Origin of the sequence: Elusimicrobium simillimum (genome assembly GCF_049639735.1) — a bacterium.
Lineage (GTDB): Bacteria > Elusimicrobiota > Elusimicrobia > Elusimicrobiales > Elusimicrobiaceae > Elusimicrobium > Elusimicrobium simillimum.
On record NZ_JBEVVA010000001.1, the window covers coordinates 1 to 23,712 of the forward strand.

Below are 23,712 nucleotides of genomic sequence, written 5' to 3' on the forward strand. Positions count from 1 at the left end.
TTGAAATCTATAATTTTCATTTTTGTTAACACAGTTTTAAAAGTAAATATATTATAAAATTAACTTATGGAGGGGAAACATATGTTAAAAATATTTAAACTTATTGTGGCGGCGCTTTTAATTGTAGGCGCGATTGCATGCGCTAGAAAAGAAATGCCCGCGAAAGAAAAAGAAACCCCGGCAAAACAGCAAATTGCTAATACACAGGAGAACAAAATGTACGTAAATTTAAAAACCAGTAAAGGCGATATAGTTATTGAACTTGACGCTAAAAACGCCCCTAAAACAGTGGAAAACTTTGTCAAATATGTTAAAGACGGACACTACGACGGCACCATCTTTCACCGTGTTAAAAAGATTTATGGTGCAGGGCGGCGGTATGGACGCCGTATGCGCGAACGCAAAACCCGCGCCCCTATAATGAACGAGGCTAACAACGGTCTGGATAATAACAAATACACAATAGCTATGGCCCGCACCTCTGACCCGGACTCCGCCTCCGCCCAGTTCTTTATCAATACCAATAATAATGATTTCCTTAACTTTAAAGCGCCACCACACAAGGCTGGGGCTACGCTGTGTTTGGTAAAGTTGTAAGCGGGCAGAAAGTTGTTGACGCTATGCAAGCGGTTCTCACCGGCAGAAAAGGCTATCACGACGATGTGCCCGTAGAAGCCATTGTAATTGAAAAGGCGGAAGTGCTGAAAATTACAAAACCGCAGCAAAGTAAGTTTTTAAAAAAAGATTAACATTATAAAAGCCCGCTTAAAATAAGCGTGCTTTTGTCTAAAATGCTTCCCCGTACTTTAGAAATTTAAGGGGTATTTTTGCCTGTTATTTCTTTGGATTAGAAACTTTTTTCGCCCATATCAAACTACATGTGTTACAGCGGTATGTAAATTTGTTTTTCCCTGTTTGCTCAGGGGAAATGGTTTTATTGCACTTTTTGCAGGTATCTGTTGGAAGGCTCATTGTTGTTTAAACTCCTATGTGTGGATGATATATGCGGGGAAAGTTTTTCCTGCATATGGACAAAGATTATTTATTGCCATTTTTCATATATAAATATATTTTTTTGTTTGATTATATACTAAAAGTAGGATTTAGCGTGGCTTTTAAACAATACTTCTACCACATTTTACGCCACGCTTTGCACTCTAGAGTGCTTTAGAATAGACTATCGGTTTACGTCTTAAATAATACCCTCCTTCTGCTTCATAATTTTTATGCATATCTTGAGCTATAGGCCATTTTCATTTTTTGTGTTCACAAATAAAGTAAACTAATAGTTTACTTTTATATACTAATGGTATATAATATTATCATGAACACACTAAAAATAAAAAAAACAGCGCTAAGCACAGTTTTATGTTTAGCTATAGCTGCAGTTAATGCTAATGCTTTTTCTGCCGGGGCGGGGGATATTTCCAATACAGTCCGTATAATAATGAAAGTTATAATTTTTACCCCATTCCGGTAGTTAAATATGATTCAAAATATTTATACTTAAACAGCCCTTACGCGGGGTTCATATTTTTAAGACAGAAGGCTTTGAGTTAAACCTGCAGGGTGAATACACTACCTTAAATTTTAAGGCTAAAGACCACAACTCAAATATGCGTTATTTAGATAACAGATACGCTGCAATAACAGCGGGCTGGAAAGTATTGCGGGGAAAATACGGTATAGTTAAGCTCAATTTCGGCAGATGCATTGGGCAACTCCGGCTTTCAGGGCAAAGCTTCTTATATGCTTATGCAAAATATCGGCAAAAGTATAGTTATATTTCCGGAGGCGGGGCTTAGATACTACTCAAACAAGCACAACCGTTATTTTTTTGGTGTTTCGCAGGAGGAAAGCCTAAATACAGGCTTTAACCAATATTCACCTTCTGCCTCCATAACTCCTTATGTTGGTGTGTCGGCTGTTGTCTCTATTAATAAAAATGTAAAATCCGTATTAATGGGGCACTACGGATACTTCCTTCAAAAATTAAGGACAGCCCGATAGTGGACAAAGATAAAGAATTAAGTTTTTATATAAATTTAACATATGAGTTTTAAGGATAAATATGACAAAACAAAAAATTAGAGAAGCAAAAAGAAATGTTGTTATTGAAAGTATTATAGATATTGCGCAAACGCTTTTTTTCTCAAAAGGCTATGAGGCAACCACTATTGATGAAATAGCAGCGCACACAAACCTGACAAAAAGACAATATACACATATCTTGACAGCAAAGAAGAGATTTATGACAGAGTGGCAATGCGCGGTTATAAAAAACTGCATGAATATTTGCTGGGTATTGAAAATAAAAATAAAGACCCGCAAAAGGAACTGGTTGATTTTTTTGAAAAAGCATTTGAGTTTGCGCAAAAGCATGCAGGGTATACGCAAATAATAACGCAATACCATGTTCGTATAAATAATAAAATTTTGGACAATCCTTCGTATAAAATTATAAATGATATGGATAATGACATTTTTAACATATTGGAAAATGTGCTTGCAAAAGGCGTTAAGCAGGGGGTGTTTAAAAATAATCTTGATATTAAAATAACATCAGCTTATTTTACGTCGCTTTATATGGGTACGCTTGATATGGTTTATAATAAAGCGCACTACCTTAAAAGCAGAAAGGTAACCCCCAAACAACTTATTGCCAAAAGTATAGAGTTGGCTGTATCCTCGGTCAAAAGAGATGGGATATGAAATTTAAATATATATCCGCCCTGGTTTTAGCTGTATTTATTTTTGCCTGCAAAGATATTGCGATAGAAAAAGACCTCAAAACTGCACAGAATTTAAATGAAGATTTAAAAAATGTTCTCTACTACGCGTCCTTAGCGCCAAGCGGGCATAATACGCAAATGTGGCAGGTTGTTGTTAACGATAATGAATGGCTGGTAAAGTTGGATTCGCGCCTTTTAAAAGAAGTGGACCCGCAAGGCCGGGAATCGTTAATATCAATAGGCACTTTTATTGAAAACATGCGCTTAGCATTTAACGCATATGGATATAAAACAGATTTACTAATCAGCAATGGTCCTTTTGATATTATTGCAAACCCCGTTATAGCACAAATAAAATTTGAGGAATACAACACACTTTTACCAAATAAAGAAATGCTGGAAATAATGGAAAAACGCCATACAGATAAGCGTAATTTTCTTCCCGTTGCGGTGGATAATGATATTGTCGCCTCTCTTAAAAACGAGTTTAGCGGAAATTTGTTGTATTTCCCCAAAGGAAGCAGAGAATATAAATATATTAAAGAAAACACTTATAAAGCAAATGAGACGCAAATGTTTTCAACAAATAAAGCGGACGAACTTGCAAAGTGGCTTAGATTTTCAAATAAAGAAGCTGTTGCTTTGGCAGACGGCCTTCCCGCGGAACAATTGGGAATTAAAGGCGTTAAAAAGTTTTTTACTATCTTATTATGAATAGAGAAAAAGCTAAAAGCAAAAAATTTGCTGAACAAGGCTTAAAAATGACGGCTGAAAAACTTGAAAATTGCGCGGGTTTCTTTGTTATCTTAGGCCGGTGATACGGATACAGAGTTTGTGCGCGCTGGGTATAAGAATGGAATCGTTTTGGCTTAAAGCCACCCAAGCAGGCGTTCTCTCTTCATCCCATGAGCCAAATATTGGAAGAAGATGGATATAAAGAAAAATTAGAAAATGAGTTGAATGCAAACACACCTGTACAAATGGTATTTCGTGCGGGTATGTAAAAAATTATGGTAAAAACAATAAAATCAGAGGCGATAAAGCAATTTATTGTTTACTAAAAAACAGAAAAAAGCAAATAAGAAACAGGGTGAAAAAGCCCGCTTAATATAAGAGGTTTTATCTTTTAAAATGACTCCACGTATGAGTATGATACAAAAGAACCATGCTTTCGAAGTAATGTTCTTTCACATGCTCAAGGGCCCCGTGGATAAATTAAGCAGCCTTGTTACGTATGCCTGCGGCCTTGTATAGCATTGCTAAAGAACAATTTATGCTAAAATAATTACATGAAAAAAGGCTTCACATTAATAGAGTTATTGGTAGTTGTTTTAATTATAGGAGTGCTTGCAGCTATAGCGGTTCCGCAATACCAAAAGAGTGTATGGAAGAGTAAGGCGGTACAATTGCGGACTCTTAGCACCCAACTGGCCCAATCAAGGGAAAGATATTTTCTGGGAGCAGGAAACACGCCACAAGTTTTGATGATATAGATGTTCGTTCCATCGCTTACCAATGTTGGTACAGTTAAGGCGGGCGCAGGATTAAACACGCTTGCCGCGTATAACGATGATATTGAACTTATTTTTATGACTTATGGTAATTCAAAATATCTTTCTATGGCTTTGTTTAAAACGGGTCCTTATAAAGGATCGGGCTTTGGTTACTCCCATATAGACCATCAAAATGTGTGTGTAAATGGTTCCGGAACTATTGTATAAAAGTTCAAGGATTGAAATATAACAGAATTAATAACTGACCGGCACGGGATTGATAGCTTATCCTATTTAGCTTTTATATTTAAGATGCATCCAAAAAAGCCCGTTCTTTTTAGAACGGGCTTTTCTCTTTTGAAATGGCTCCTCTGCTTCAGAAATTTTATGAGTACTTGAGAGAGGCTAAGTTAGAATTCCCACGTAACATTTGTTCTAGGCGGGCATTGACCTCGTTATTTTTGTTTGCTGATCTCGCTGCATTATTTATTGCTTTCCAATATTCCTGAGATAAAAAGATGGCAATATCTCGTGCCTCTGTGAAAAAGGTTGGTATGGTGCGGAATGTAATCATATATAATTGCTCTAAAATATTCATACTCGTAGAAACTATGTGCATGAAATCTTTGTAATAGCACATAACTCATCTTCATAGTTGATATTATGACAATATGAATCTCGAAAAGCTTTCATGCGTTTTGTATGCTCAGAGTTGAATAATTTATCAAAATCCCCAGAAACATATGCTTTTTCTTTTTCTGAAAGTAATAAAAATCTGGTTTTGTGACCAATTTTACGATTGATTGAATCGTAATTTTATCATTACCTTTACCAGCAGGCTCTATTAGTTTTCTCACAGACAGGGTCGCTCGTTGGCGTATGGCATAAAAAGTGTATAAATAGACCTGAGTGTGCTGATTTTTATGTTTATATGCTACTGGAAACATAAACATATGTGTATCAATAAATGCCTGGACTGTGGCACTGCAAGAATTTTTAATTGACGTTCTAGTTCTTTATGATATTTTTCTTGAAGTGTGTTCATGATTTGGTTAACCGTTATGTTTTATTGATTATTGTATCTATTCCTTTTGAAGTCCAATTAATGACATTATAATTCTTTTAGCTATAATGTGGAAAAGAATGATCAAAATATCTAAAGTGCCAAAAATACCACTATTAAAAAAAGAACTCGTGAGGGAAATACTCAAAGGGAATGTAATTGCTTTTATAGGGGCTGGATTTTCTATGGTAGGAGGGGGACCGTCTTGGTTGAAACTTGCCCATTCTTATGTAGATAAACTACTAAAATCGAGGTCATTAGTTATGGCGAGTCAATTGCTCTTAAAAAATTAAAGATAATCGAAAGCTTATTACTATTTGTATCAATAAGGATATAAATAGAATTCTTACTTTGAGAGAATTCTTAAATAAAGAAGAATGTTATGACAAGTGTAAAGAGCTAGAGGAAATGTGCTTTGATTTATGTCGCTTGCAATGTGGTATGATAACCACTAATTATGATAATGTTTGGCTGGCGTGCATAATAGTGCTAGACCTGAATTCTCTAGCAAAAAACCTTTTGTTGTAAATCGTGAAACAAGCTTTCAAAGCTTCCTAGAAGACCCCAAAAACAAAGTTTTTCATTTGCATGGGCACATTGATGATGAGGGGACCATTCTCACTACGAGTGAATACATGAAATTTTATAAAACAGATGGTCCTGGCAGAGCTTACTTGTCCGACCTGTTTTCCTCCAAAACTATTCTATTTATAGGGTTTGGAATTGAAGAGTTTGAAATAATGGAGCATGTTCATGTATTTAGTCGTCCTGGAAAAAGAAAACATTATGCTCTGTTTTCATATTTAGAAGGAGATCCCGATTCCTATTTATTGAAGGAATATAAGGAGTATTATAAAAATGTTTTGGCATAGAGATTATTGAATATAATATTTCCAAAACAGGATATGACTTAATGGCAAAAATTTTAAATGTCTGGGCCAATAAAATAGAGGGTGAAAAAACAAAAAAAACAGCCGATGATGATGAAAAAATTCTTCAACTTTTCGAGAAGGGTGTTGTATGAGCGATAAATTAACGAATGAAGATATAAAAAAATCTTAATTCTTATTAAAGATGTTAAATATAGACGTGATTTCCTTATTACGGCTAATAATCCTATATTTCTACAGCCTTTATATAAGAATGGTTTTTTTGATCCCCAAACACTTTTAGATGATAAAGATATGGGTGGTTTCCTATCTTCTTTCTATATTCAGCGACACTTGCCTTAAGAGATAAAAAAGATAAGTTTACGGCGTTGCAAATTCAAGAATATACTTATTGGTGGTAAAAATAATAAAGGAACTATATAAATTTGTTTTTGAATCATCAAAAGCACAAAACTCAACAGATAAAAGGACATCAATAATAATAAAAACTATTGAAACAGTATCTTTGATAGATCCAACATATATAGACTCGGAATTGAGGGAGTGCATCTCACAACTTATTGGCTTGTACGATAAACAGGACTTTTGGTTCTACTCCATTGTTAAGCTTTTTGATGCTTCAATGGAAAAGAAAGACATAAAAACGGCCCAAACAATACTTCTTTCATTTGTTGCACATACGTTCACAAGGAATAAGGATATAATTCTTAACAATAACGGTTATTCTTATATGCAGGATAGAATAACGGGTGAAGAAGACATTCACTCACTATTTAGTGATGATTTTCTTATTAGATTATTAGAGCTTGTTGAACAACTAACTATTCGCGACAACTATAAGTTAGATAAGAAAGAATTTCTTTTGGATATCTCCATTCATAATAATTATAACCTTTCTGTTAGAGTTGACGCTAGCGAGAAGAACACTTCTTTTGTTATTAAAAATACCCCATTTATCCAAAATGAACTATTCAAGAAAAATATCTATAAGCATCTAGAAAAATTAAATATAGGTAAAGATCTTTCTAATGATATAGTGGAAACTCTTTTCTATTTATACTTTGGTCCTCTATGGAATAAGTATAATTTTTTAATACTGGACTCTTTTTTTAATGAAAAGGACAATGACTATTCTGACGCGTATGATAATATTATCAAAATGATAGCCAAACAGCTTCTCTTAAAGGCTCAAAAAATGACCGTGTCAAGATTTAAAGATATATATATATCAAAACTAAATAATTTCAAGGAAGATATTTTTAAAAGAATATTACTTTATATTTATGGTAGTAGTTTCTCTTCCTATAGAGAGGATTTATTTATTTATTTGAGAGAAAATGCTGGTTTATTATTTGCCAATAGCTATTATGAGGCCGAGCTTCATGGCGTATTAGAAAAAAATGTTCTTAATTTGAACGCAACAGAAAGAAAAGAAATAGAGGATATTATTATAGGGGGCCATATTACCCACACGACAAGGGTAATAAACGTTATAAGAGATATTTTGAAAAAAAGTGGTATTCAACTTTAAAAAAACTACCATATTTTTCTGCTAAATATGAAAACTATAGTGACTTGGAGCAAGAACATTTTAATTTTAATTCCATTACCTTTAGAACATATACACCTAAATCTCCAATTTCAGAACAGGAGTTATTCACAATGTTTCAGAATGAGCCGGCATCAATTGTGGGGTATGTGAACGATTTTCTAGATAAGTTTAATAGTGACGATTCTTCTGTGCATATAACTGATGAAAAGCCTACTGCTGAAGGGTTGGGTAATGTATTTAGAGATTTAGCAAAGAATAATCCTCAAATAATTATAAAAATATAGATGCTCTTCATTTTTTATCTAGAGGTGTTATGGCGAGTATTTTTTGGGGGTTCAATGATGGCAAAAAAACTATAACTCAAGAAGATTTTTTAACAATTCTCACCTTCCTATATAGATATATTAAAGAGGATTTGTTCTGGATTAAAGATGATGAAAAAAAACTTTATCCTGATACAGTTGTACTACCAATGACATTCTTCTTATCCTCTAAAATAAATGAAATTGAGTTAGTGGTAATTAATACATATGAACTTTTTTCAAAAATACTCAAATATCTATATTCTAAAAATAGAGGCTATAATTATTTGATTAATATGAAAGAAGATATTCTTACAGGGGCACTAAACTCTTCTTTAGGGAGGATAATAGAATTAACGATAGATGTCGCATACTCCATTAGTAAAAATAAAAATGATATTTCAGATAAGCAATCCCAGTTAAAGGGTGAATTGAAGGCAATAGTTGTGGAGGCTTTTGAAGACAAGATTCCTGAGTTTTTCATATTTCTTGGCTATAAAGCGGCAGTTTTTTTGCAAATAGATAGAAAATGGACATTAGACATAATAAACTCATTAGATAAAGGAACTGAGAATTGGTTTTATTTTTTCGATACATATATAACAACTCAAGGATGTTATTTAGATATGTATGACGACTTGAAGAATGATTTTCTTGTAGGGTTAAAATCTTACAAAACACAAAAAGATAATTATAAAAAAGATTTGCCGACCATATTGCAATTTATTATTTACATAAGAAAGAGGAATTGCAAAGCGGATATATATTTAAAAATATTTTGAAAATAGCAACTGGGATGTTGTAGAAAATATAATACGCTACTTATCTTGGCTTTCAGAATATAGAGTAAATAGTAAAAAGGAAACAAAAAATGATATTTCAAAGGACGATGCTGTTTTATTTAATCATAGGATAATAGAATTTTGGAAATATTGTTATGCTGTTCTAAGTGTTAGGGATACTGAATTATTATCAATCAAAGAGAAAGAAATTCTTGTTGATTTACTCGGCTTGGTATATAGTTTGAAAGAACTCGATGCAGCCAATAAAAATATGATTGAGTTTTCATTGTCTTTTATTACTAAAGCTACACATGATTTTGAAGATTTGATGAAAGGTCTTATTCTAATAAGTGAACGAGAAAATGCAAAGTCAGAAGAAACAACAATGTTAGGGGAAATTTTTCTTAACTTCATAAAGAAGCATGGAAGTGAAGACTACTTCAACTATTTTAATCAGAGCTATATTTATGATTACTTGGTCAACCATAAAGAGAAAGAAGTATTGAATCAAATTAAAATTGCTTATAGCTCTATGGGAGATTTAATAAATATGAGAAAAGTCATATCATATATAAAGAAAATTGACGCCTCAATTGTTGATAGCTGATTAAAACTTATATAATAACTTTAGGAGTATTGTAGTTGAAATTTTAAGACTGATTTTTTAGAGCCGGTAGGACCGGCACGGTTTTGTTGAGAAATTAACAAAATAGTCTAGAAGCTAAAAATGATGTCGCTTTTTGTCATATCCTTTCGAGGATATGGCGGGCGATTGTCATTTGAGCGTTTCTAGACTCTTATTTGGCATCGCCTTTTTTATTGGTTAAAAGGGGTGAGCAGAGAAAGGAGACCAATAAATGAAAAGAATAGTATTAGTAGTATGCTTGTTAATAACTTCCCTAATCGCTTCCGCAGGGCTAAACCCTTATATTAAAGGCAAGTGTTATAAAGTATAAAGAAAAGATAAGTCGAAAGATGGAGGATAAAGTCGTAGATAAAGGTATTTGGAATAGAGAAATTTCAACGCATCATTTACTTTGTCTTTTAGAAGAGGCTCAAAAAGAGCTTGAAATAAACGGCCTTACAAAATCCACTGTAGCCGGACTAATAAACAGCGTTAAAGAACTTAATAAGCTCTATGGATTAAGCAACCCACCCAAGAACTTCAACAATCTGCCACAAATAATTTTCACGGGGAAGATAATATTCTGGCATAGACTAAACTACTTCTGTATAATGTAAAAAAGAGATAGAGGGTCTTTATGTATAGAGTTTGTTCTCCAGAATTTCGTAAAGTCGTGGTTGCCGCTTCAAAACATATTCCAATAAATGAGCTGGCTAAAGATTTTGGAATAAGTAGGGGCACAATTTGGCGTTGGCGGCAAAGAGCAGCTTACTCAAACACTAAAGAATTCTTACGGCAGGACAGAAAAATTGACATAGAGAAATTAAAAGAATTTACAAGGACATGGCATTTTACCAGAATGAGTTATAGATTGATGGCAGTTCATTTTAAAGTAAGTGTTTCATCCATTCACAAAAGAATCCAAAATCTCAGAAAGAGCGGGTACATAACATCTGTTCGCTCCAGAGATACTTTTCCTATAGTAAAGCGACGAATAAAGAAATATTAAAAAACATATAACTTAACCGAAATACACTCTTAATTAAGACAAAAGAGTGTATTTTTTTGCTTTTTATGTTCGCTTAGATATGCAACATTTAATAATAGATTTAAGAAGAAAAATGTTATTTTTTAAAAGTATTTTTGTACATACTTCGTATATGTAAGGGTGGAACAAAGCAGAAGCGTAAGTTTGGATAATGCGGTAATAAATGGAAAAACAGACTTGTTCGAGGCCGAAACAAGAAAACTGTGGGAACCAATATTACAACGCCCCCTTAGTAATGAGGACTGTGAAAATTTAAGTGCACAATTTGTAGACCTTATTATCTTTTGGGATGACAATATGAAACAAGATTGTTCAAAAGTGGATAAAGGAGCAACCGCATAGTAATGTAGAAATCAATACACAGGAGAATGTTAATGGAAAAGAAAAGCATAACAGCAGGAGAAAAGCTAGTAGAAGGGATAACTAAAATTATTACAAATTGCATCGCACAGGAGGTGGAGAGCATCTTATTAAAACGTTTGAAAAAATAGTATTAACAACTCTAAAGGGGTATTTTGTTAAATATTAATGCCCCTTTAGAAAACACAGTAAAAAGTGTTTCTACGTGGTAGGATATATGAAAAATATACATATAATATAAAAAACAGGAGATGTAATTATGAGTAGAAATATAGACTTCACACAAATAAGTAATAAAGCCGTAATATATGCTAGAGTATCAGACCCAAAGCAGGAGAAAAGCGGTGGTGCGTGTAAACTTGGACAGTGAAGCAGGGACGGATGTAACAAATAAGGGTTTTACTCTTACGCCCGGGGCATTCTTCCTGGCAGGTAAAGATATAAACGTGGGGTTGGGCGCACGGTTGGTATATTGGAATAGGTTTGGCGCGGGGGGCGGCGTAAGCTTTAATTTGAGCGATAATGAGAAGATTGAGCCTTTTGCCTTTGCTGATATGCGTTTAACGGATATTGGTTTGAATAATACTGCAGCTGGGTTATTTGTTAAGCAAAAAAGCATTGGTGTGAGTTTCGCTGTTTATTTTAAATAGTGCTTCTACCACATTTCTACCACACTTTACACTCTAGAGTGGTTTAGAATAGTCTACTTTAGACTATGGTTTTACGTCTTAAAAATAGCAAAACCCCTCTTAGTACGTCTAAGAGGGGTTTTGTATAGCGAACTCCCCGGGCTGGACTCGAACCAGCAACCCTTCGATTAACAGTCGAATGCTCCACCATTGAGCTACCGAGGAATAAATTGGTGTTTACTGTTTACTACACATATATTTTAGCAAAACACTTTTATAAAGTAAAGAGTTTTGCTAAAACATATTTACTTATTGATACGCTCGGCAGGCTTGCCTCGCTTTTGCAAAACACTTTTATAAAGTAAAGAGGCTCTTGTTTGTTTTGCTAAAACATATTTTCTATTAACACGTTAAACGGCTTTGCAATGATAAATTTAAACCTGCGTTATAACATTATTATAGCGCAGGTTTAATAAGCAAAAAATACCGTGCTGTAGTTTGCTGGGGACGTTTACGGACGTATGAAGCTGCCGCCGGTTTCTTCTTTTGTAAAACCTACAGCCTTGCAAATTTCTTTAGCTTTAGCGGTATTGCCGGAGCATTCAACCTTATCCACATTAGCTTTTGTGGGAGTGTTTGTGTAATACATATTAAAGTGGTATGCGTCGGTTGTGTTTAATCTTGATACCCATACATGAGATTGCGCGGTTGCGCCGGCGCCGAAAATATACCTAAAGTTTTTTGTAAGCACTGCGTCTTTAGTGTTTGGCTGCGTGGTGGTAAAGCCCAGGTCAAGGTCGTCGGTGCTTACGGCGTAGGTGTTGTTGGCCAGGTAGTATCTTTCCTGGGCGTCTTTTATTGCCTTGCCTATTAACAGCGCTTCCGCCGCGCGTGACTTTTCCACCGCTTTTGTATATTGCGGTAAAGCGATTGCGGCCAAAATGCCTATGATAAGAACAACTACTAATAACTCAATTAATGTAAAACCCTTTTTCATAAATCCTCCATCTTTTTATAATATTAAGTATAACATTAGGAAATTGAGAGTGCAATAAAAAACCTAATACTGCGTTATAAGTTGTATGTGCTGGCTTAAAAATTTATGTAGAATATAAGCAGGTAAAAAATTAGGAGGTAGTATGAAGAAAATAGTTTTAACTTTAACGGCAGTAGCTTTAGTGTTTACTGCCTGTACAACACCCGGTAAAAAAACAGCCATCGGCGCGGGTGCCGGCGCGGCAATAGGCGCTATAGGCGGCGCGGTAATAGCGCATAACACAGGCGGCAAGGCTGAAACAGGCGCTCTTATAGGCGCGGCGGCAGGTGGTCTTTTAGGCGGCGGCATTGGTAACTATTATGACAAACAGGCCAAAGAACTTGCTAAAATTGCCACAGTTGAAAGAAACGCCGACGGCAGCATAAAAGTTGTTTTGAAAAACGACATTTTATTCGCCACCGGCAGCTCAGAGCTTTCCGCAGCCGCAAAACAGAACGTTGCCGACCTTGGCAAAGTTCTCAAAAAATATCCTGAAAACATAATTGTTGTTGAAGGCTATACGGATTCAACAGGGTCAGAAGCTTTTAACCTTTCTCTTTCACAGAAAAGAGCCCAGGCTGTTTACAATGAACTTCTTGCCAACAATGTTAAAACCTACAGCATTGGTTACCAGGGTTTTGGCCAGAGCAACCCCATAGCGTCTAACGCTACAGCTGAGGGCCGCTCACAAAACAGACGCGTTAACCTTAACATTACAGCCAACCAGAAGCTTGTTGAACAAAATTATAAATAGTTTAGTGTTAAAAATACCACCCGAAAGGGTGGTATTTTTTTGTATCATGTTCTTATAGATTTATTTTTTAGGAGATATGTTATGAGAAATTTGATGAGGTCCCCGCTGGGGATTTGCAAGCAACTCCCCCTGAGGACGGCGCGACAGCGCTGCGCCGGTTTTACACTTATGGAGCTGTCTATTGTGGTTATAATAATAGCGCTTATGGCGGGCTTTGCTTTGCCGCAGTATGAAAAATCCGTAGAGCGCGGCAGAGTGACGGAGGCTATAGACATTCTCTCCCACATACGTTCAGAGCAGGAGACAAGGGCGCTTCTTGGCAACTCCACAGGTAAAGGTTACGCTAAAAATTTTGACCAGCTTGGGCCTGTTGTTTCAGGCATTACCTCACCAAACGCGGATTCTATTTCCACAGATAACTTTACTTACAAACTTGTTACAAATACGGACACAACCAAGTCCTACGCGTCCGCTTCAAGAAACGGTACAAAATATTCTTATACTATACGTCTTATAAATTATAGGGATTCAAACTTGTGCTGTGTGGGTGATGACTGCAGTTTTATGGTAGGCAGCCATCTTAAATCTACTTGCGATTAAGCGGCGTTTTTATACGCGGCTTGCATAAAATATTTTACCCCGAGGCAAATTCTGCCTTGGGGTTTTTTTGCGCAAATCCCATCCCCCGGAGTAGGCGTGGGTTACAAACGCGAGTACTCCTTTCTAGCAGCAGCGTTTAAAAGCGTATTTAGAACACCTTACTTTTGCATAATAAGTGCTGTTCCATCGCGCGGCGGAGCGAGATGGTCTCAAGGACAATGGCGTAGCCAAAATAAGACAGCACCTATGTGCGCCAACGCGCACTCATTGCTTGAGACCCTCACGCCTTACGGCTGAGGGAGCGGCAACAACAACGTACTATTTTTAACAATAAATAATCTGCTCCCTAGAAAAAGCTAAGCGACCTCCCGGTCTAGTCGGGGGGGAATAAAAAGCCCCGCTAAAAGCGGGGCGTATCAATGGGTAAAATTCAGGCAAGTCTTTTTTTAGCAAAGCTAAAATGCCTGAATTAGCTTTTGCAAGGCAAAAGCCCCGCTAAAAGCGGGGCGTATCAATGGGTAAAATTCAGGCAAGTCTTTTTTTAGCAAAGCTAAAATGCCTGAATTAGCTTTTGCAAAGCAAAAGCCCCGCTCACTTAGAGCGGGGCTTAAAATATTTTTATTATTTTGCTGCTTCTTTTTTAGCCTTTTTTACAGGAGCCTTTTTTTCATCACCGGCTACAATTATTTTTTTAATTTTAACGGGCGCTTTCATTTTGGCCTGGGCTTTAACCACAGTTTTAGGTTTTCTTGCGATAAGTTTACCTTCTGAAGCGGCAAATTTTTTGTTAAATTTATCTACTCTGCCTTCTGTGTCCAACACTTTTTGCTTGCCTGTGAAGAAAGGGTGGCATTCTGAGCAAATGTCTAATTTAATTGACTTCATTGTGGAGCGTGTTGTAAATTTTGCGCCGCAGGCACAATTAACTTCCACTTCTTGATATTTTGGATGAATTTTTTCTTTCATTTTTTTGTAACCTCAATAAAATTTATTAATTTATTATACTATTTTTTGCCGTATTTTGTATAACATGAGTTAAGGCAGTTAAAAACACGGCAGATTTTAGTTAAATAAATTGCCAGTGTTTATTTTACATTGTATAATTTATATATTAATATAAATATATATATTCCCAAACAGGTGTTACCATGAGTGAAGACAAAAATATGCAAGACCCTTTGATAGGCACCGTAATATCAGGCTGCGAGATTCTTGAGAAAATCGCCGTCGGCGGTATGGGGTCCGTCTACAAAGCCAGGCATAAGGCGCTTGACAGGATTGTCTGCGTAAAAATATTAAGCCCGTCTTTGGCGGAAGACCAAAAAGCCGTAACCTTATTTCTTACCGAAGCCCGCGCCATTGCCGAGCTTGACCACCCCAACATCGTCAACGTTTATAACGTTGGCAGAGAAAGGGGCCTTTATTTTATAGTAATGACTTTTATTTCCGGGGACACAGTTTCTAACATTATACGCAGGCGCCCCAACCTGCCTATCGGGTTTATTTTAAACATTTTCCAAGGGGTTCTTAAAGGGCTTGCCGTAGCGCATGAAAAGGGTATTATCCACCGTGATATTAAGCCCTCTAATATTTTAATTAACGAGAAGCTTGAAGCAAAAATTGTGGACTTTGGCATCGCCAAAAAAATAGAAAAAAACCAGTCCATGACAAAAACCACAGAGATGGCCGGCACAGCCTATTTTATAGCGCCGGAGCAGGCCCTTGGCGGCGTTATTGATACCAGGGCGGACCTTTACTCCGCCGGCGCCACGCTTTATTTTATGCTTACGGGGCAATTTCCTTATAAGGGCAAAAACTCCATAGACATTATTCAAAAGCACATTCACGACCCTATTCCCAACCCCGGCGATATCAGAAAAGATATTCCCGCCTGGCTTTCTCTTGTCACACAAAAACTTATGGCCAAACGCCCCGACGACAGGTTTCAAACAGCCGAGGAAGTGTTGGACCATATAATGAAAATGCGCGCAGAAGACCAAATGAAAGTGCGCACAGGTCTTGACGCTGTGCTTGATATAGGCACAGAGGTCCCGCTCCGCCTTCGCCCTGAGAAGACGACAACTACAGAGTCTCTTAGAATGAAACGCGCCACAAGAAGCGAGAGAATAACAAGAATTTCTTCTAAGCAAGCCATGACAACGGGTCCTAAAATGCCGGTGCTTGGTTCGCCCACCCAGTCGGCCAAGGCGGCCCCGCCTATGCCTGAGGAGGAAAAGATACATGAGAGAGGTCTGGCTATTGACGAAGTTAAAATGAAAGTTAAAGCCAGCGGCATTCCCGCCGCACTGGCTAAGGTTCTCATTCATATTCCTATATTTTTGGTTGTATCTATAACAGCGGCTGTTGTGGCGGTCAAATTTGGCGCCGCGGCGGCATCAACGCTGGATGCTGAGACAAGCGCTACATTTTTTGGCGCGTTTAAGTATATAGGCAAACTTTCCACGCTTACCGCCGCGCCTCTTATTACCGTGCTTACGGCGCTTATGGCCTTTATAACTTTTTTGCTTGCTTGCATGAAAGTTTACGCCCGTCACGCTTTAGGCGTATTTATGGTGATGGTGTGCGGATATTTGGCCGGGTTTTTTACGGCGGATGTTTCTTTTGCCGGCGCTTTTGCCAAGGGGCTTGGTAATATTGCGGCGCAGGATTACTGTCTTGTATACGCTTTAATAGGCGCCATACTTTCTTTAACGCTTATGTTTGGCAAGTCGTCGCCGTTTCCCGCGCGCATAATTTGCGGTGTTGCTATACTTATAACCATATATTCGTTTAAAGCGTTTTCCGCGCTGCCTATTGATCCTTCGGACGAGCCTTTTGTGTCATTACTTTTTACTGCGCGGTGCTTTTAACGCTGTCCTGCGTGGCTGTTGTGCTGCCAAGAACATTTGTTTTTAGCAGTTTGCTGCCCGCGTTTTTAATGACGCTCGCGCTGGCCAGTGTGGGCGGCTACCAAATATCAGGCAAAGTTTACGCTGATATAACCGCCGCAGGTAAAGTTATTGAAACCAAAAATATTAAACCTAAAGAGGGGGCTGGGCTTAAGTTTTCTAAGCCGGCGTTAGACCTTAACTTTGGTTCCAGTTTGCTTGGCATAGCAAAAATTGTAGAGGGCAGCACTTCCGCGGACAATAAAGAAGCGGATGATAAAAAAGCCGCTGCCGCCGCCCAAAAGGACCCTATAGCCGATTTTGTAAGTATTTATGAAACCCAAGCGATAAAAAAATGCGTTACGCTATATGGAAAAACGCCATTCTTACCCCGTTTGACCGGGTGGCTGAGCACAGCGCGCAAACCGCGGTTTTTAAATACGGTCTTATACTGTTACTCTTGTTTGCTAATATTTACTTTATAGTACATACTATTTTAAGACGTGATTTACGGTAATATTTGATATATGACCATTAGACTAAACTTTGCCGCTTACAGCGATATTGGTAAGATAAGAGAGAAAAATGAAGATATGGTGTTTATATCGTCTGAACTCCGTTTTGCCGCCGTCGCAGACGGCATGGGGGGCACAGCGCCGGGGAAATAGCCAGTAATCTTGCCATAACCACCTTTGTTGACACTCTTATAAAAATGGAAAGCGGCAAAATAGTAATACCCAAAGATTTTTTACCTGAAATGAACAAAATGGAACGCCGTTTGCTTATGGCGGCGGACTACGCCAATTATACCGTGTACAAAATGGCGCAGGATAACCAATGTACCGCACCATGGGCACTACGCTCAGCTGCCTGCTTTTTGACAATAAAGACAGCGCCTACGCCATACATATTGGCGACACCAGAATATATCTTTTAAGAGACGGTGTTTTTACACAGCTTACCATAGACCATTCTTTAGCGGCAGAGCACGTGCGCCGCGGCCTGCTTACAAAAGCGCAGGCGGAAAAGTCCGCCATACAAAACGTGCTTACCCGCGCCATGGGCATTAAAAAAGACGTGGAGTTTGACATTTTGCAGTTTGGCGTGCTGGAGGGGGACGTAATATTTATGTGCTCTGACGGTGTGAATAAAGGCCTGGAAGATGAGGAAATAAAGCAGTACCTTATGAAAACAGGCAGAACATCGGTATCCAAAATTTGCAAAGCCATAGTAAGAAAAGCTAATGAAAAAGACGGCAAAGACAATATTTCCGCCGTTGTGGTACAGGTAATGCCGGAGCCCGGGTTTATTGAGACAAAATGGAACAAATTTAAAAAAAATGTTCATAGGGCAAAAATAATAAAATACATTTTTTAAATAAAATATCCACTGTATTTTCCTAATTTTTGTTAAAAATATTTGCCGTTTTTTAATGTAAAAAATTTCTGTAGGGGCGGAGCTAGTCTCCGCCCTATGCTTTCTATAAATATAAGTACAAAAGGGGCGGAACTAGCTCCGCCCCTACAATAGACTGTTTTGTTGGTTTTGTGCCTGGAAAAGTTGTTGTGTTCTTTATTAGCACTCTTTTGGCTGGTTTGACAATTATGAGATAATTTGATAAATTAGTTATAGGATAAGGAGTAAAAATACTCTTTATACTAATCATACGTAGTAAAATCAATTTAAAAATATTAGTTGGGAGGTTAGCAAATATGTCAGACATTAATATAGTGCTCTTGGGGATAGAATTATAGTAAAACCCATAGAGCGTGAAGTTATGAAAAGCGTATTATCATACCCGATACAGCCAAAGAAAAGCCGATGGAGGGTGAAGTTGTAGCCGCAGGCCAGGGTAAACTGAAAGACAATGGGGAAAGATTACCCATGGACGTTAAAAAAGGCGACAAAGTGCTTTACGGCAAATATTCGGGCACAGAAGTTAAGATTAACGATAAAAATTATCTTATCATGCATCAGGACGATGTCCTCGGTATTATTAAATAAAATTTAAAAAATTGAAATGGCCGGGGAAGGGTTTTTATCTTATCGGTCCCGAAAGGAGGGACCTTGAATAGATTAAACAACACATTTTGTGTACATCACCCTCACCCGCGCCCTCTCCCCTAAGAGGGAGAGGGACAAAAAAGGAGAAAAACCAATATGTCGAAGCAGATTATTTATGGCGACGAAGCCAGGGCCAAAATGAAGGCCGGTATTGAAAAAGTAGCAAACGCAGTCAGCGTAACATTAGGTCCCAAGGGCAGAAGCGTAGTGTTGGAAAAGAAATTTGGTTCACCGTTAATTATAGATGACGGCGTAACAATAGCAAAAGATATAGAGTTAGAAGATAAATTGAAAATATGGGCGCGCAGCTTATACGTGAAGTAGCGTCTAAAACCAACGATATCGCCGGCGACGGCACCACAACAGCCACAGTGCTTACCCAGGCTATGCTTACAGAGGGTATTAAAAATATTACGGCGGGCGCCAACCCTACATTAGTTAAAAAAGGTATTGAAATGGCCGTAGAAGCTGTAAAAGCGGAACTTGCCAAAATGCACAGGCCGTTAAAACCAAAGAAGAAAAAGCGCAAATTGCCACAATTTCAGCCAATGACCGCATGGTGGGCGAACTTATTGCCGAAGCCATGGAAAAGGTTGGCCACGAGGGCGTTATAACGGTAGAAGAGGGTAAAACAGCCACAACAGAACTACAGATTGTTGAGGGCATGCAGTTGACCGGTTACATTTCACCCTACTTTGTAACAGATTCCGAAAGAATGGAATGCGTACTGGAAGACTGCCAGATTATTTTGACAGACAAAAAAATCAGCTCTATGAACGAACTTTTGCCTTTACTTGAAGGCATAGTTAAAAACGGCCGCAACTTTCTCATTATTGCCGAAGATGTTGACGGTGAAGCTTTAGCCACCTTGTAGTTAACCGCCTGCGCGGCACCTTAAGAGGCTGCGCCGTAAAAGCCCCGGCTTTGGCGACAGACGTAAAGAAATGTTAGAAGACATAGCTATTTTAACGGGCGGCACGGTAATTGCTGAAGAAAAAGGTTTAAAGCTTGAAACCGCTACCCCTGAAATGCTGGGCACCGCCAAAAGAATTGTTGTAGACAAAAAAACACAACAATAGTAAACGGCGAAGGCGACAAGAAAAACATTGCCGCCAGAGCGAGCAGATTAGAAAACAGATTGAAAACTCTACCTCAGATTATGACAAAGAAAAACTGCAGGAACGTTAGCCAAGCTTTCCGGCGGTGTTGCCGTAATAGCGGTGGGCGCGGCCACAGAAACTGAAATGAAAGCCAAAAAAGCCAAAGTAGAAGACGCTAAAAACGCTACCAAACCGGTGTTGAAGAAGGCTTAGTTGCCGGCGGCGGCGTAGCTTTAACAAGATGCGAGCCCGCGCTTGAAGCTTTAAAGGCTGATAACGAAGACGTTCAGACAGGTATTAACATAGTTAAAAAGGCCCTAACAGCCCCGCTTAGGCAAATTGCGGTTAACGCGGGCCTTGACGGTTCAGTCATAGTTGAAAACGTAAGAAAAGCCAAAGGCAGCGAAGGCTTTGACGCCGAAACAGGCAAATACGTAGACATGATTAAAGAAGGCGTGGTTGACGCTGTGAAAGTAGTGCGCATAGGGCTGGAAAATGCGGCCTCTATCGCCGGCACGGTACTTCTTACCGAAGCCTTAGTGGCCGACAAACCCGAAGAAAAGGGCGCGGCACCGGCCCATGCCCGGCGGCATGGCGGCATGGCATGATGTAATAAGTTTTAAATAAAAGGCGGCCTTTTCAGGCCGCCTTTTTTATTTAAAACTTTCCCCAAATATTTGAGTTATTTTGATTTTTATTTATTTGACACACCCGTCCGCCCTTTGGGCTCCTCGCGCAAAGTGTGCCAAATAAATAAAAATCAAAACTAATCTCAAATCTTCGGGGCCCCGGTAAAAATATAATATTTAAAAGTGTGCCCCACTCCGTAAAAATCAAAACTGCGCTCAAAATCTCGGCCCCGACTAAAAAATAAATTTTAAAATAGATATAAAACCCTGGTAGAGAAAATTTCTCTCCCGGGGTTATTGTGTGTTTAGCAAATTATAATATTGAATTGCAGTCTACCATTTTGCCTTTATCGTTCATAATTTGGCATGTGCCAGACGAGGAATTGCCGCTTTGTGATTTGTAGGAAGGTCTTTTTGGGCGGAGGGCTGGCGCATTTTGTTTGAGTACGGCGCGGTTGTGTAGAGGCGGAAGAATTGCTTTCTAACGCGCTTATGTCAGGCTGTTTATATTGTATAGCTCTGCGGAATCAACGGCGTTTTTTAAATTGGAGTGGTAAGATTTAAGCGCGTTTTCCTGTTTTTGTTTAGGCTCTTCTTTCTTTTCACACGCCGCAAAAAATAATGTTGCCGTTAAAATTAAAAATAAAATAGAATTTCTTTTCATAATTTAAATATAGCAAAATAGCCGCTTAACTGCGGGATTTTATTATATCCTCAAGTATCGGCGCCAGCTTGGCGGCGGTTTTTTTATCAAAAATCATGAGAAATGATTTTTCTTTATATTCCACCGTGCATATGTAAGCGTAGCGCAGGCGGCCCTCATATTTATACACGTCTTTTACCGCGTCAAAGGGTATAAAAAAAGCGTCTGAAAACATGCCGAAGGGAACGCCGTTTCTATATATATCCCATGTCCCGCCAAGGTAATATTTTTAAGCCATAAAAAGAGTGTAAGAATTTTTGTAGGAAATGGTGCCGTCACTTTCGTCTTCTTTAAAATCTTTTACCACCCTACGCGGCGTAATTTAGTTTTTTCTCCGGTGGGTACTGTTTTTACGCTAAGTATTCTTGCCATTTCACGCAGGCCGGTCATCTGCATTGCCCTTAGCACAAACAATGCCATTGCTATTTTTATAAAAATTTTAATGATAAATTTTATGCTCATTATTTACCCGCAACTATTTCCAGCTGGTTGCCGTCAGGGTCAAGCACGCATGACTCGTAGTAGCCGTCGCCTGTGGTTCTGGGGCGCTGAGTATGGTGTAGCCGTCTTTGGCCAGGCGGTTGGTAAGCGTGTCTACATCTGTTTTTGTTTTTACGCTAAAAGCTATATGTATAATGCCAAGGCTTTGCTGCGGCGCATTTTCGGTTATATCAGGGCGGGACATTATTTCCAGCCTGGCGCCGTTTTCAAACATAAGAAAATAAGTTTTAAGCCCTTTTGGGGTTATGGTACATAGAGTTAGAAGAGGCATTAAAATATTTTATGTAAAACAGTTTTAATGCCTCTAAATTAGCGGTATAAATAGCTATATGGTCTATTTTCATTACGGTTTTTTCATTCTAAATTTTGGCGGGGTAAACCACGCTCTTAGTTTTTCCTGGGCGTATGGGTCGCCCGCGTTAGCCGCTTCTCTTAAAATAGAGTAAGCCTTGTCTTTATCAGAGTAACGCCGTGCCCTAAAAAATACATTGTGCCAAGAGAAGTCTTGGCGTTGACAGAACCGTTTTCAACGGCTTTTTGGTAAAAATCTAAAGCTTTGGCAAAGTCTCTCTCAACGCCGCGGCCCATATAGTACATATTACCCAGGCGGTTAAGGGCGCGTTCGTCTTTTAACTCGGCCGCCGTTGTCATCCACTCAAGCGCTTTTGCGGGGTTTTCTTTTACCCCTTGCCAAAATCATACATAAGCGCTATATTGTACGCGGCGCGGGCATTGCCTTTGGCGGCGGACTTTTCAAACCACTTTGCCGCGTGCTTATAACTTTTTTTACGCCTATCCCGTCACGGTACATAATGGCGGCTTTATATTTGAAAATCAGGATTACCCAGTTTTGCAAAGTTTAAAGTTTCTTTAAACTGCGCTTTATTTTCCGCAGTTATTTCTGGCTGCACAAAATCAGTAGACGCTTCTTTATTGCACGCGCAATAGAAGACCACGGATAAAACCAGCAAAAATAAAATGGTGTATTTCCTCATATTATATATGGTACTTTTATGTTTTTCTTATGTCAATTATAAAAGGGGCCGCGCGGGCCCCTTTTATATATTGCCTAAGTCTTTTATTGTATTTGTGTTTTAACAGGCGTTGCTACGCATTTTTTATTCTGGCATGACACCGTTACATCATTAAAAAAAATATTGCATTGTGCACATGGCGCCATCGCACATAGCGTTCTTTTTTGAGTAAGCGCTGCAAAGTGTTTTTTGTTTATGGCGGCGTACCCGTCGCACTGGCAGCAGCCGGCGGCTATTTTGACACAGTCGCTGTCTGCGGCGCAGGTATTTTGCCCGGCCAGAGTTTGCCGGTATCTTTCCTGCGCGGCCGCGGCGTTTTGCGTGTGTTATTTTTACACGCGGCAAAGGTAAACACCACGGCGGTTAATATTATTATTTTAGTTATAATTTTCATAATATTCTCTAAAACCTTTTTGTTGTAACCGCGTTGCTCTCGCCTTTCTTTTTCCGGCGTTTTTTTGCTTATGGAGTTGTCTATAACTCTTAAAGCGTGGTCGCCTATTCTTTCAAGACGGCTGATAATATCTGCGTAATGCGTGGAGGATATTGCGGACACGTCTTCTCTTTTTATTGTCTGCAAATTACGCTCGTCACGCAGCTTGTTGCGCAGCGTATTTATTTTTGCCTTCTCTTTCATAGGCTCTTCTTAACAGTTCATGCGCGCTGATTTTGCCGCTGTCCACGCTTAACAGGCTTGTCCTGGCGTCTTTTACCGCCGCTTTTATAAGGTCGGCCATGTCGTCTATACTCTTAATATCTTCCGGCGAAAACTCTTTACTTTGGCGCGCAAGTACAAGCAGTTTGGCTATATTCTCGCCGCTGTCACCCATGCGTTCTACGCTGTTTATTACTTCAATAAGCGCCATAATTTCGTCCAGCACTGTGCTTGACACTCTTTCATGCGCTATAGAAGTAAGATAATTGTTT

At 38.5% G+C, this 23,712-nt stretch carries 29 protein-coding genes, 1 tRNA gene and 7 pseudogenes; 25 read left to right on the forward strand and 12 right to left on the reverse strand.

Going from position 1 to position 23,712, the window contains the following annotated elements; genetic code table 11:
* Positions 1-81 precede the first annotated feature (81 nt).
* From AAIR98_RS00005 to AAIR98_RS00085, 17 genes and pseudogenes are all read left to right on the forward strand, one after another.
* The gene (locus AAIR98_RS00005) at positions 82-597 is read left to right on the forward strand and encodes a peptidylprolyl isomerase (RefSeq protein WP_423970233.1); all 516 of its coding nucleotides are present in this window, start codon (positions 82-84) and stop codon (positions 595-597) included.
* Entirely contained in the window at positions 579-749 is a 171-nt protein-coding gene (locus AAIR98_RS00010) for a hypothetical protein (RefSeq protein ID WP_423970234.1), read from the forward strand. Before AAIR98_RS00005 ends, AAIR98_RS00010 begins: the two co-directional genes overlap by 19 nt.
* A gap of 964 nt (positions 750-1,713) precedes the next feature.
* A pseudogene (locus tag AAIR98_RS00015) lies at positions 1,714-2,063 on the forward strand (MipA/OmpV family protein).
* A gap of 8 nt (positions 2,064-2,071) precedes the next feature.
* Positions 2,072-2,203: pseudogene (locus AAIR98_RS00020) on the forward strand (TetR family transcriptional regulator); the annotation flags it as partial.
* A 62-nt stretch (positions 2,204-2,265) separates the two neighbouring features.
* Positions 2,266-2,712, forward strand: a complete 447-nt coding sequence (locus tag AAIR98_RS00025; protein WP_423970235.1) for a TetR/AcrR family transcriptional regulator C-terminal domain-containing protein — start codon at positions 2,266-2,268, stop codon at positions 2,710-2,712.
* The gene (locus AAIR98_RS00030) at positions 2,709-3,446 is read left to right on the forward strand and encodes a hypothetical protein (RefSeq protein WP_423970236.1); all 738 of its coding nucleotides are present in this window, start codon (positions 2,709-2,711) and stop codon (positions 3,444-3,446) included. Before AAIR98_RS00025 ends, AAIR98_RS00030 begins: the two co-directional genes overlap by 4 nt.
* Positions 3,447-3,863: 417 nt before the next feature.
* Positions 3,864-3,986 (forward strand): hypothetical protein, encoded by a 123-nt coding sequence (locus AAIR98_RS00035; protein WP_423970237.1) that lies wholly within the window; start codon positions 3,864-3,866, stop codon positions 3,984-3,986.
* A gap of 35 nt (positions 3,987-4,021) precedes the next feature.
* Positions 4,022-4,225 carry a type IV pilin protein gene (locus AAIR98_RS00040; RefSeq protein WP_423970238.1) on the forward strand — a complete coding sequence of 68 codons (204 nt, stop codon included), beginning with the start codon at positions 4,022-4,024 and terminating at the stop codon, positions 4,223-4,225.
* Entirely contained in the window at positions 4,226-4,453 is a 228-nt protein-coding gene (locus AAIR98_RS00045) for a hypothetical protein (protein WP_423970239.1), read from the forward strand.
* A 1,311-nt stretch (positions 4,454-5,764) separates the two neighbouring features.
* Positions 5,765-6,160 carry an SIR2 family protein gene (locus AAIR98_RS00050; protein ID WP_423970260.1) on the forward strand — a complete coding sequence of 132 codons (396 nt, stop codon included), beginning with the start codon at positions 5,765-5,767 and terminating at the stop codon, positions 6,158-6,160.
* Positions 6,161-6,569: 409 nt separating this feature from the next.
* On the forward strand, positions 6,570-7,709 hold the full coding sequence (locus AAIR98_RS00055) for a hypothetical protein (RefSeq protein ID WP_423970240.1): 1,140 nt from the start codon (positions 6,570-6,572) through the stop codon (positions 7,707-7,709).
* A 131-nt stretch (positions 7,710-7,840) separates the two neighbouring features.
* Positions 7,841-8,014 (forward strand): hypothetical protein, encoded by a 174-nt coding sequence (locus AAIR98_RS00060; RefSeq protein ID WP_423970241.1) that lies wholly within the window; start codon positions 7,841-7,843, stop codon positions 8,012-8,014.
* 29 nt (positions 8,015-8,043) lie between these two features.
* Positions 8,044-8,814, forward strand: coding sequence for a hypothetical protein (locus AAIR98_RS00065; RefSeq protein WP_423970242.1), 771 nt, complete (start codon positions 8,044-8,046; stop codon positions 8,812-8,814).
* Between the two features lie 241 nt (positions 8,815-9,055).
* Complete coding sequence (locus tag AAIR98_RS00070) at positions 9,056-9,421, forward strand: hypothetical protein (RefSeq protein ID WP_423970243.1); 366 nt, start codon at positions 9,056-9,058, stop codon at positions 9,419-9,421.
* Between the two features lie 368 nt (positions 9,422-9,789).
* The gene (locus AAIR98_RS00075; protein WP_423970244.1) at positions 9,790-10,056 is read left to right on the forward strand and encodes a hypothetical protein; all 267 of its coding nucleotides are present in this window, start codon (positions 9,790-9,792) and stop codon (positions 10,054-10,056) included.
* A 20-nt stretch (positions 10,057-10,076) separates the two neighbouring features.
* The gene (locus tag AAIR98_RS00080; protein WP_423970245.1) at positions 10,077-10,448 is read left to right on the forward strand and encodes an IS630 transposase-related protein; all 372 of its coding nucleotides are present in this window, start codon (positions 10,077-10,079) and stop codon (positions 10,446-10,448) included.
* Between the two features lie 707 nt (positions 10,449-11,155).
* Entirely contained in the window at positions 11,156-11,497 is a 342-nt protein-coding gene (locus tag AAIR98_RS00085; protein ID WP_423970246.1) for a hypothetical protein, read from the forward strand.
* A 132-nt stretch (positions 11,498-11,629) separates the two neighbouring features.
* Here the strand turns inward: AAIR98_RS00085 and AAIR98_RS00090 are convergent.
* Positions 11,630-11,701 (reverse strand) — tRNA-Asn (locus tag AAIR98_RS00090).
* A 286-nt stretch (positions 11,702-11,987) separates the two neighbouring features.
* Positions 11,988-12,473 carry a type IV pilin protein gene (locus AAIR98_RS00095; RefSeq protein ID WP_423970247.1) on the reverse strand — a complete coding sequence of 162 codons (486 nt, stop codon included), beginning with the start codon at positions 12,471-12,473 and terminating at the stop codon, positions 11,988-11,990.
* Positions 12,474-12,615: 142 nt separating this feature from the next.
* Between AAIR98_RS00095 and AAIR98_RS00100 the strand changes: the two genes are divergently transcribed.
* Positions 12,616-13,266, forward strand: a complete 651-nt coding sequence (locus AAIR98_RS00100; protein ID WP_423970248.1) for a YiaD family glycine zipper/OmpA-like lipoprotein — start codon at positions 12,616-12,618, stop codon at positions 13,264-13,266.
* 93 nt (positions 13,267-13,359) lie between these two features.
* Positions 13,360-13,866: a type IV pilin protein gene (locus AAIR98_RS00105; RefSeq protein ID WP_423970261.1), complete on the forward strand. Its 507-nt coding sequence runs from the start codon at positions 13,360-13,362 to the stop codon at positions 13,864-13,866.
* Between the two features lie 726 nt (positions 13,867-14,592).
* Here the strand turns inward: AAIR98_RS00105 and rpmE are convergent.
* Positions 14,593-14,832 (reverse strand): annotated as a pseudogene (rpmE, locus tag AAIR98_RS00110) (50S ribosomal protein L31); the annotation flags it as partial.
* Between the two features lie 182 nt (positions 14,833-15,014).
* Between rpmE and AAIR98_RS00115 the strand changes: the two are divergent.
* From AAIR98_RS00115 to groL, 6 genes and pseudogenes are all read left to right on the forward strand, one after another.
* The gene (locus tag AAIR98_RS00115) at positions 15,015-16,736 is read left to right on the forward strand and encodes a serine/threonine protein kinase (RefSeq protein ID WP_423970249.1); all 1,722 of its coding nucleotides are present in this window, start codon (positions 15,015-15,017) and stop codon (positions 16,734-16,736) included.
* Positions 16,737-16,747: 11 nt separating this feature from the next.
* Entirely contained in the window at positions 16,748-17,239 is a 492-nt protein-coding gene (locus AAIR98_RS00120) for a hypothetical protein (protein WP_423970250.1), read from the forward strand.
* A gap of 42 nt (positions 17,240-17,281) precedes the next feature.
* Entirely contained in the window at positions 17,282-17,422 is a 141-nt protein-coding gene (locus AAIR98_RS00125; RefSeq protein ID WP_423970251.1) for a hypothetical protein, read from the forward strand.
* A 169-nt stretch (positions 17,423-17,591) separates the two neighbouring features.
* Positions 17,592-18,131, forward strand: coding sequence for a PP2C family protein-serine/threonine phosphatase (locus AAIR98_RS00130; protein WP_423970252.1), 540 nt, complete (start codon positions 17,592-17,594; stop codon positions 18,129-18,131).
* Positions 18,132-18,531: 400 nt separating this feature from the next.
* Positions 18,532-18,758, forward strand: a pseudogene (locus tag AAIR98_RS00135) (co-chaperone GroES).
* A gap of 156 nt (positions 18,759-18,914) precedes the next feature.
* A pseudogene (gene groL, locus AAIR98_RS00140) lies at positions 18,915-20,526 on the forward strand (chaperonin GroEL).
* 511 nt (positions 20,527-21,037) lie between these two features.
* Here the strand turns inward: groL and AAIR98_RS00145 are convergent.
* From AAIR98_RS00145 to AAIR98_RS00185, 9 genes and pseudogenes are all read right to left on the reverse strand, one after another.
* The gene (locus AAIR98_RS00145; RefSeq protein WP_423970253.1) at positions 21,038-21,211 is read right to left on the reverse strand and encodes a hypothetical protein; all 174 of its coding nucleotides are present in this window, start codon (positions 21,209-21,211) and stop codon (positions 21,038-21,040) included.
* Between the two features lie 25 nt (positions 21,212-21,236).
* Complete coding sequence (locus AAIR98_RS00150; RefSeq protein WP_423970254.1) at positions 21,237-21,425, reverse strand: hypothetical protein; 189 nt, start codon at positions 21,423-21,425, stop codon at positions 21,237-21,239.
* 125 nt (positions 21,426-21,550) lie between these two features.
* A complete protein-coding gene (locus AAIR98_RS00155) occupies positions 21,551-21,712 on the reverse strand; it encodes a hypothetical protein (RefSeq protein WP_423970255.1) in 162 nt (53 codons plus the stop codon).
* Positions 21,712-22,095, reverse strand: a pseudogene (locus AAIR98_RS00160) (VOC family protein). Before AAIR98_RS00160 ends, AAIR98_RS00155 begins: the two are co-directional and overlap by 1 nt.
* 88 nt (positions 22,096-22,183) lie before the next feature.
* Positions 22,184-22,402: a tetratricopeptide repeat protein gene (locus tag AAIR98_RS00165; RefSeq protein ID WP_423970256.1), complete on the reverse strand. Its 219-nt coding sequence runs from the start codon at positions 22,400-22,402 to the stop codon at positions 22,184-22,186.
* A pseudogene (locus AAIR98_RS00170) lies at positions 22,382-22,435 on the reverse strand (hypothetical protein); the annotation flags it as partial. The pseudogene AAIR98_RS00170 and the gene AAIR98_RS00165, both read right to left, overlap by 21 nt.
* A 137-nt stretch (positions 22,436-22,572) precedes the next feature.
* The gene (locus AAIR98_RS00175) at positions 22,573-22,746 is read right to left on the reverse strand and encodes a hypothetical protein (protein WP_423970257.1); all 174 of its coding nucleotides are present in this window, start codon (positions 22,744-22,746) and stop codon (positions 22,573-22,575) included.
* Positions 22,747-23,017: 271 nt separating this feature from the next.
* Positions 23,018-23,422 carry a hypothetical protein gene (locus AAIR98_RS00180; RefSeq protein ID WP_423970258.1) on the reverse strand — a complete coding sequence of 135 codons (405 nt, stop codon included), beginning with the start codon at positions 23,420-23,422 and terminating at the stop codon, positions 23,018-23,020.
* Positions 23,376-23,712: PhoU domain-containing protein (locus AAIR98_RS00185; protein ID WP_423970259.1), on the reverse strand; the 337-nt coding region annotated here is incomplete at its 5' end. The genes AAIR98_RS00180 and AAIR98_RS00185, both read right to left, overlap by 47 nt.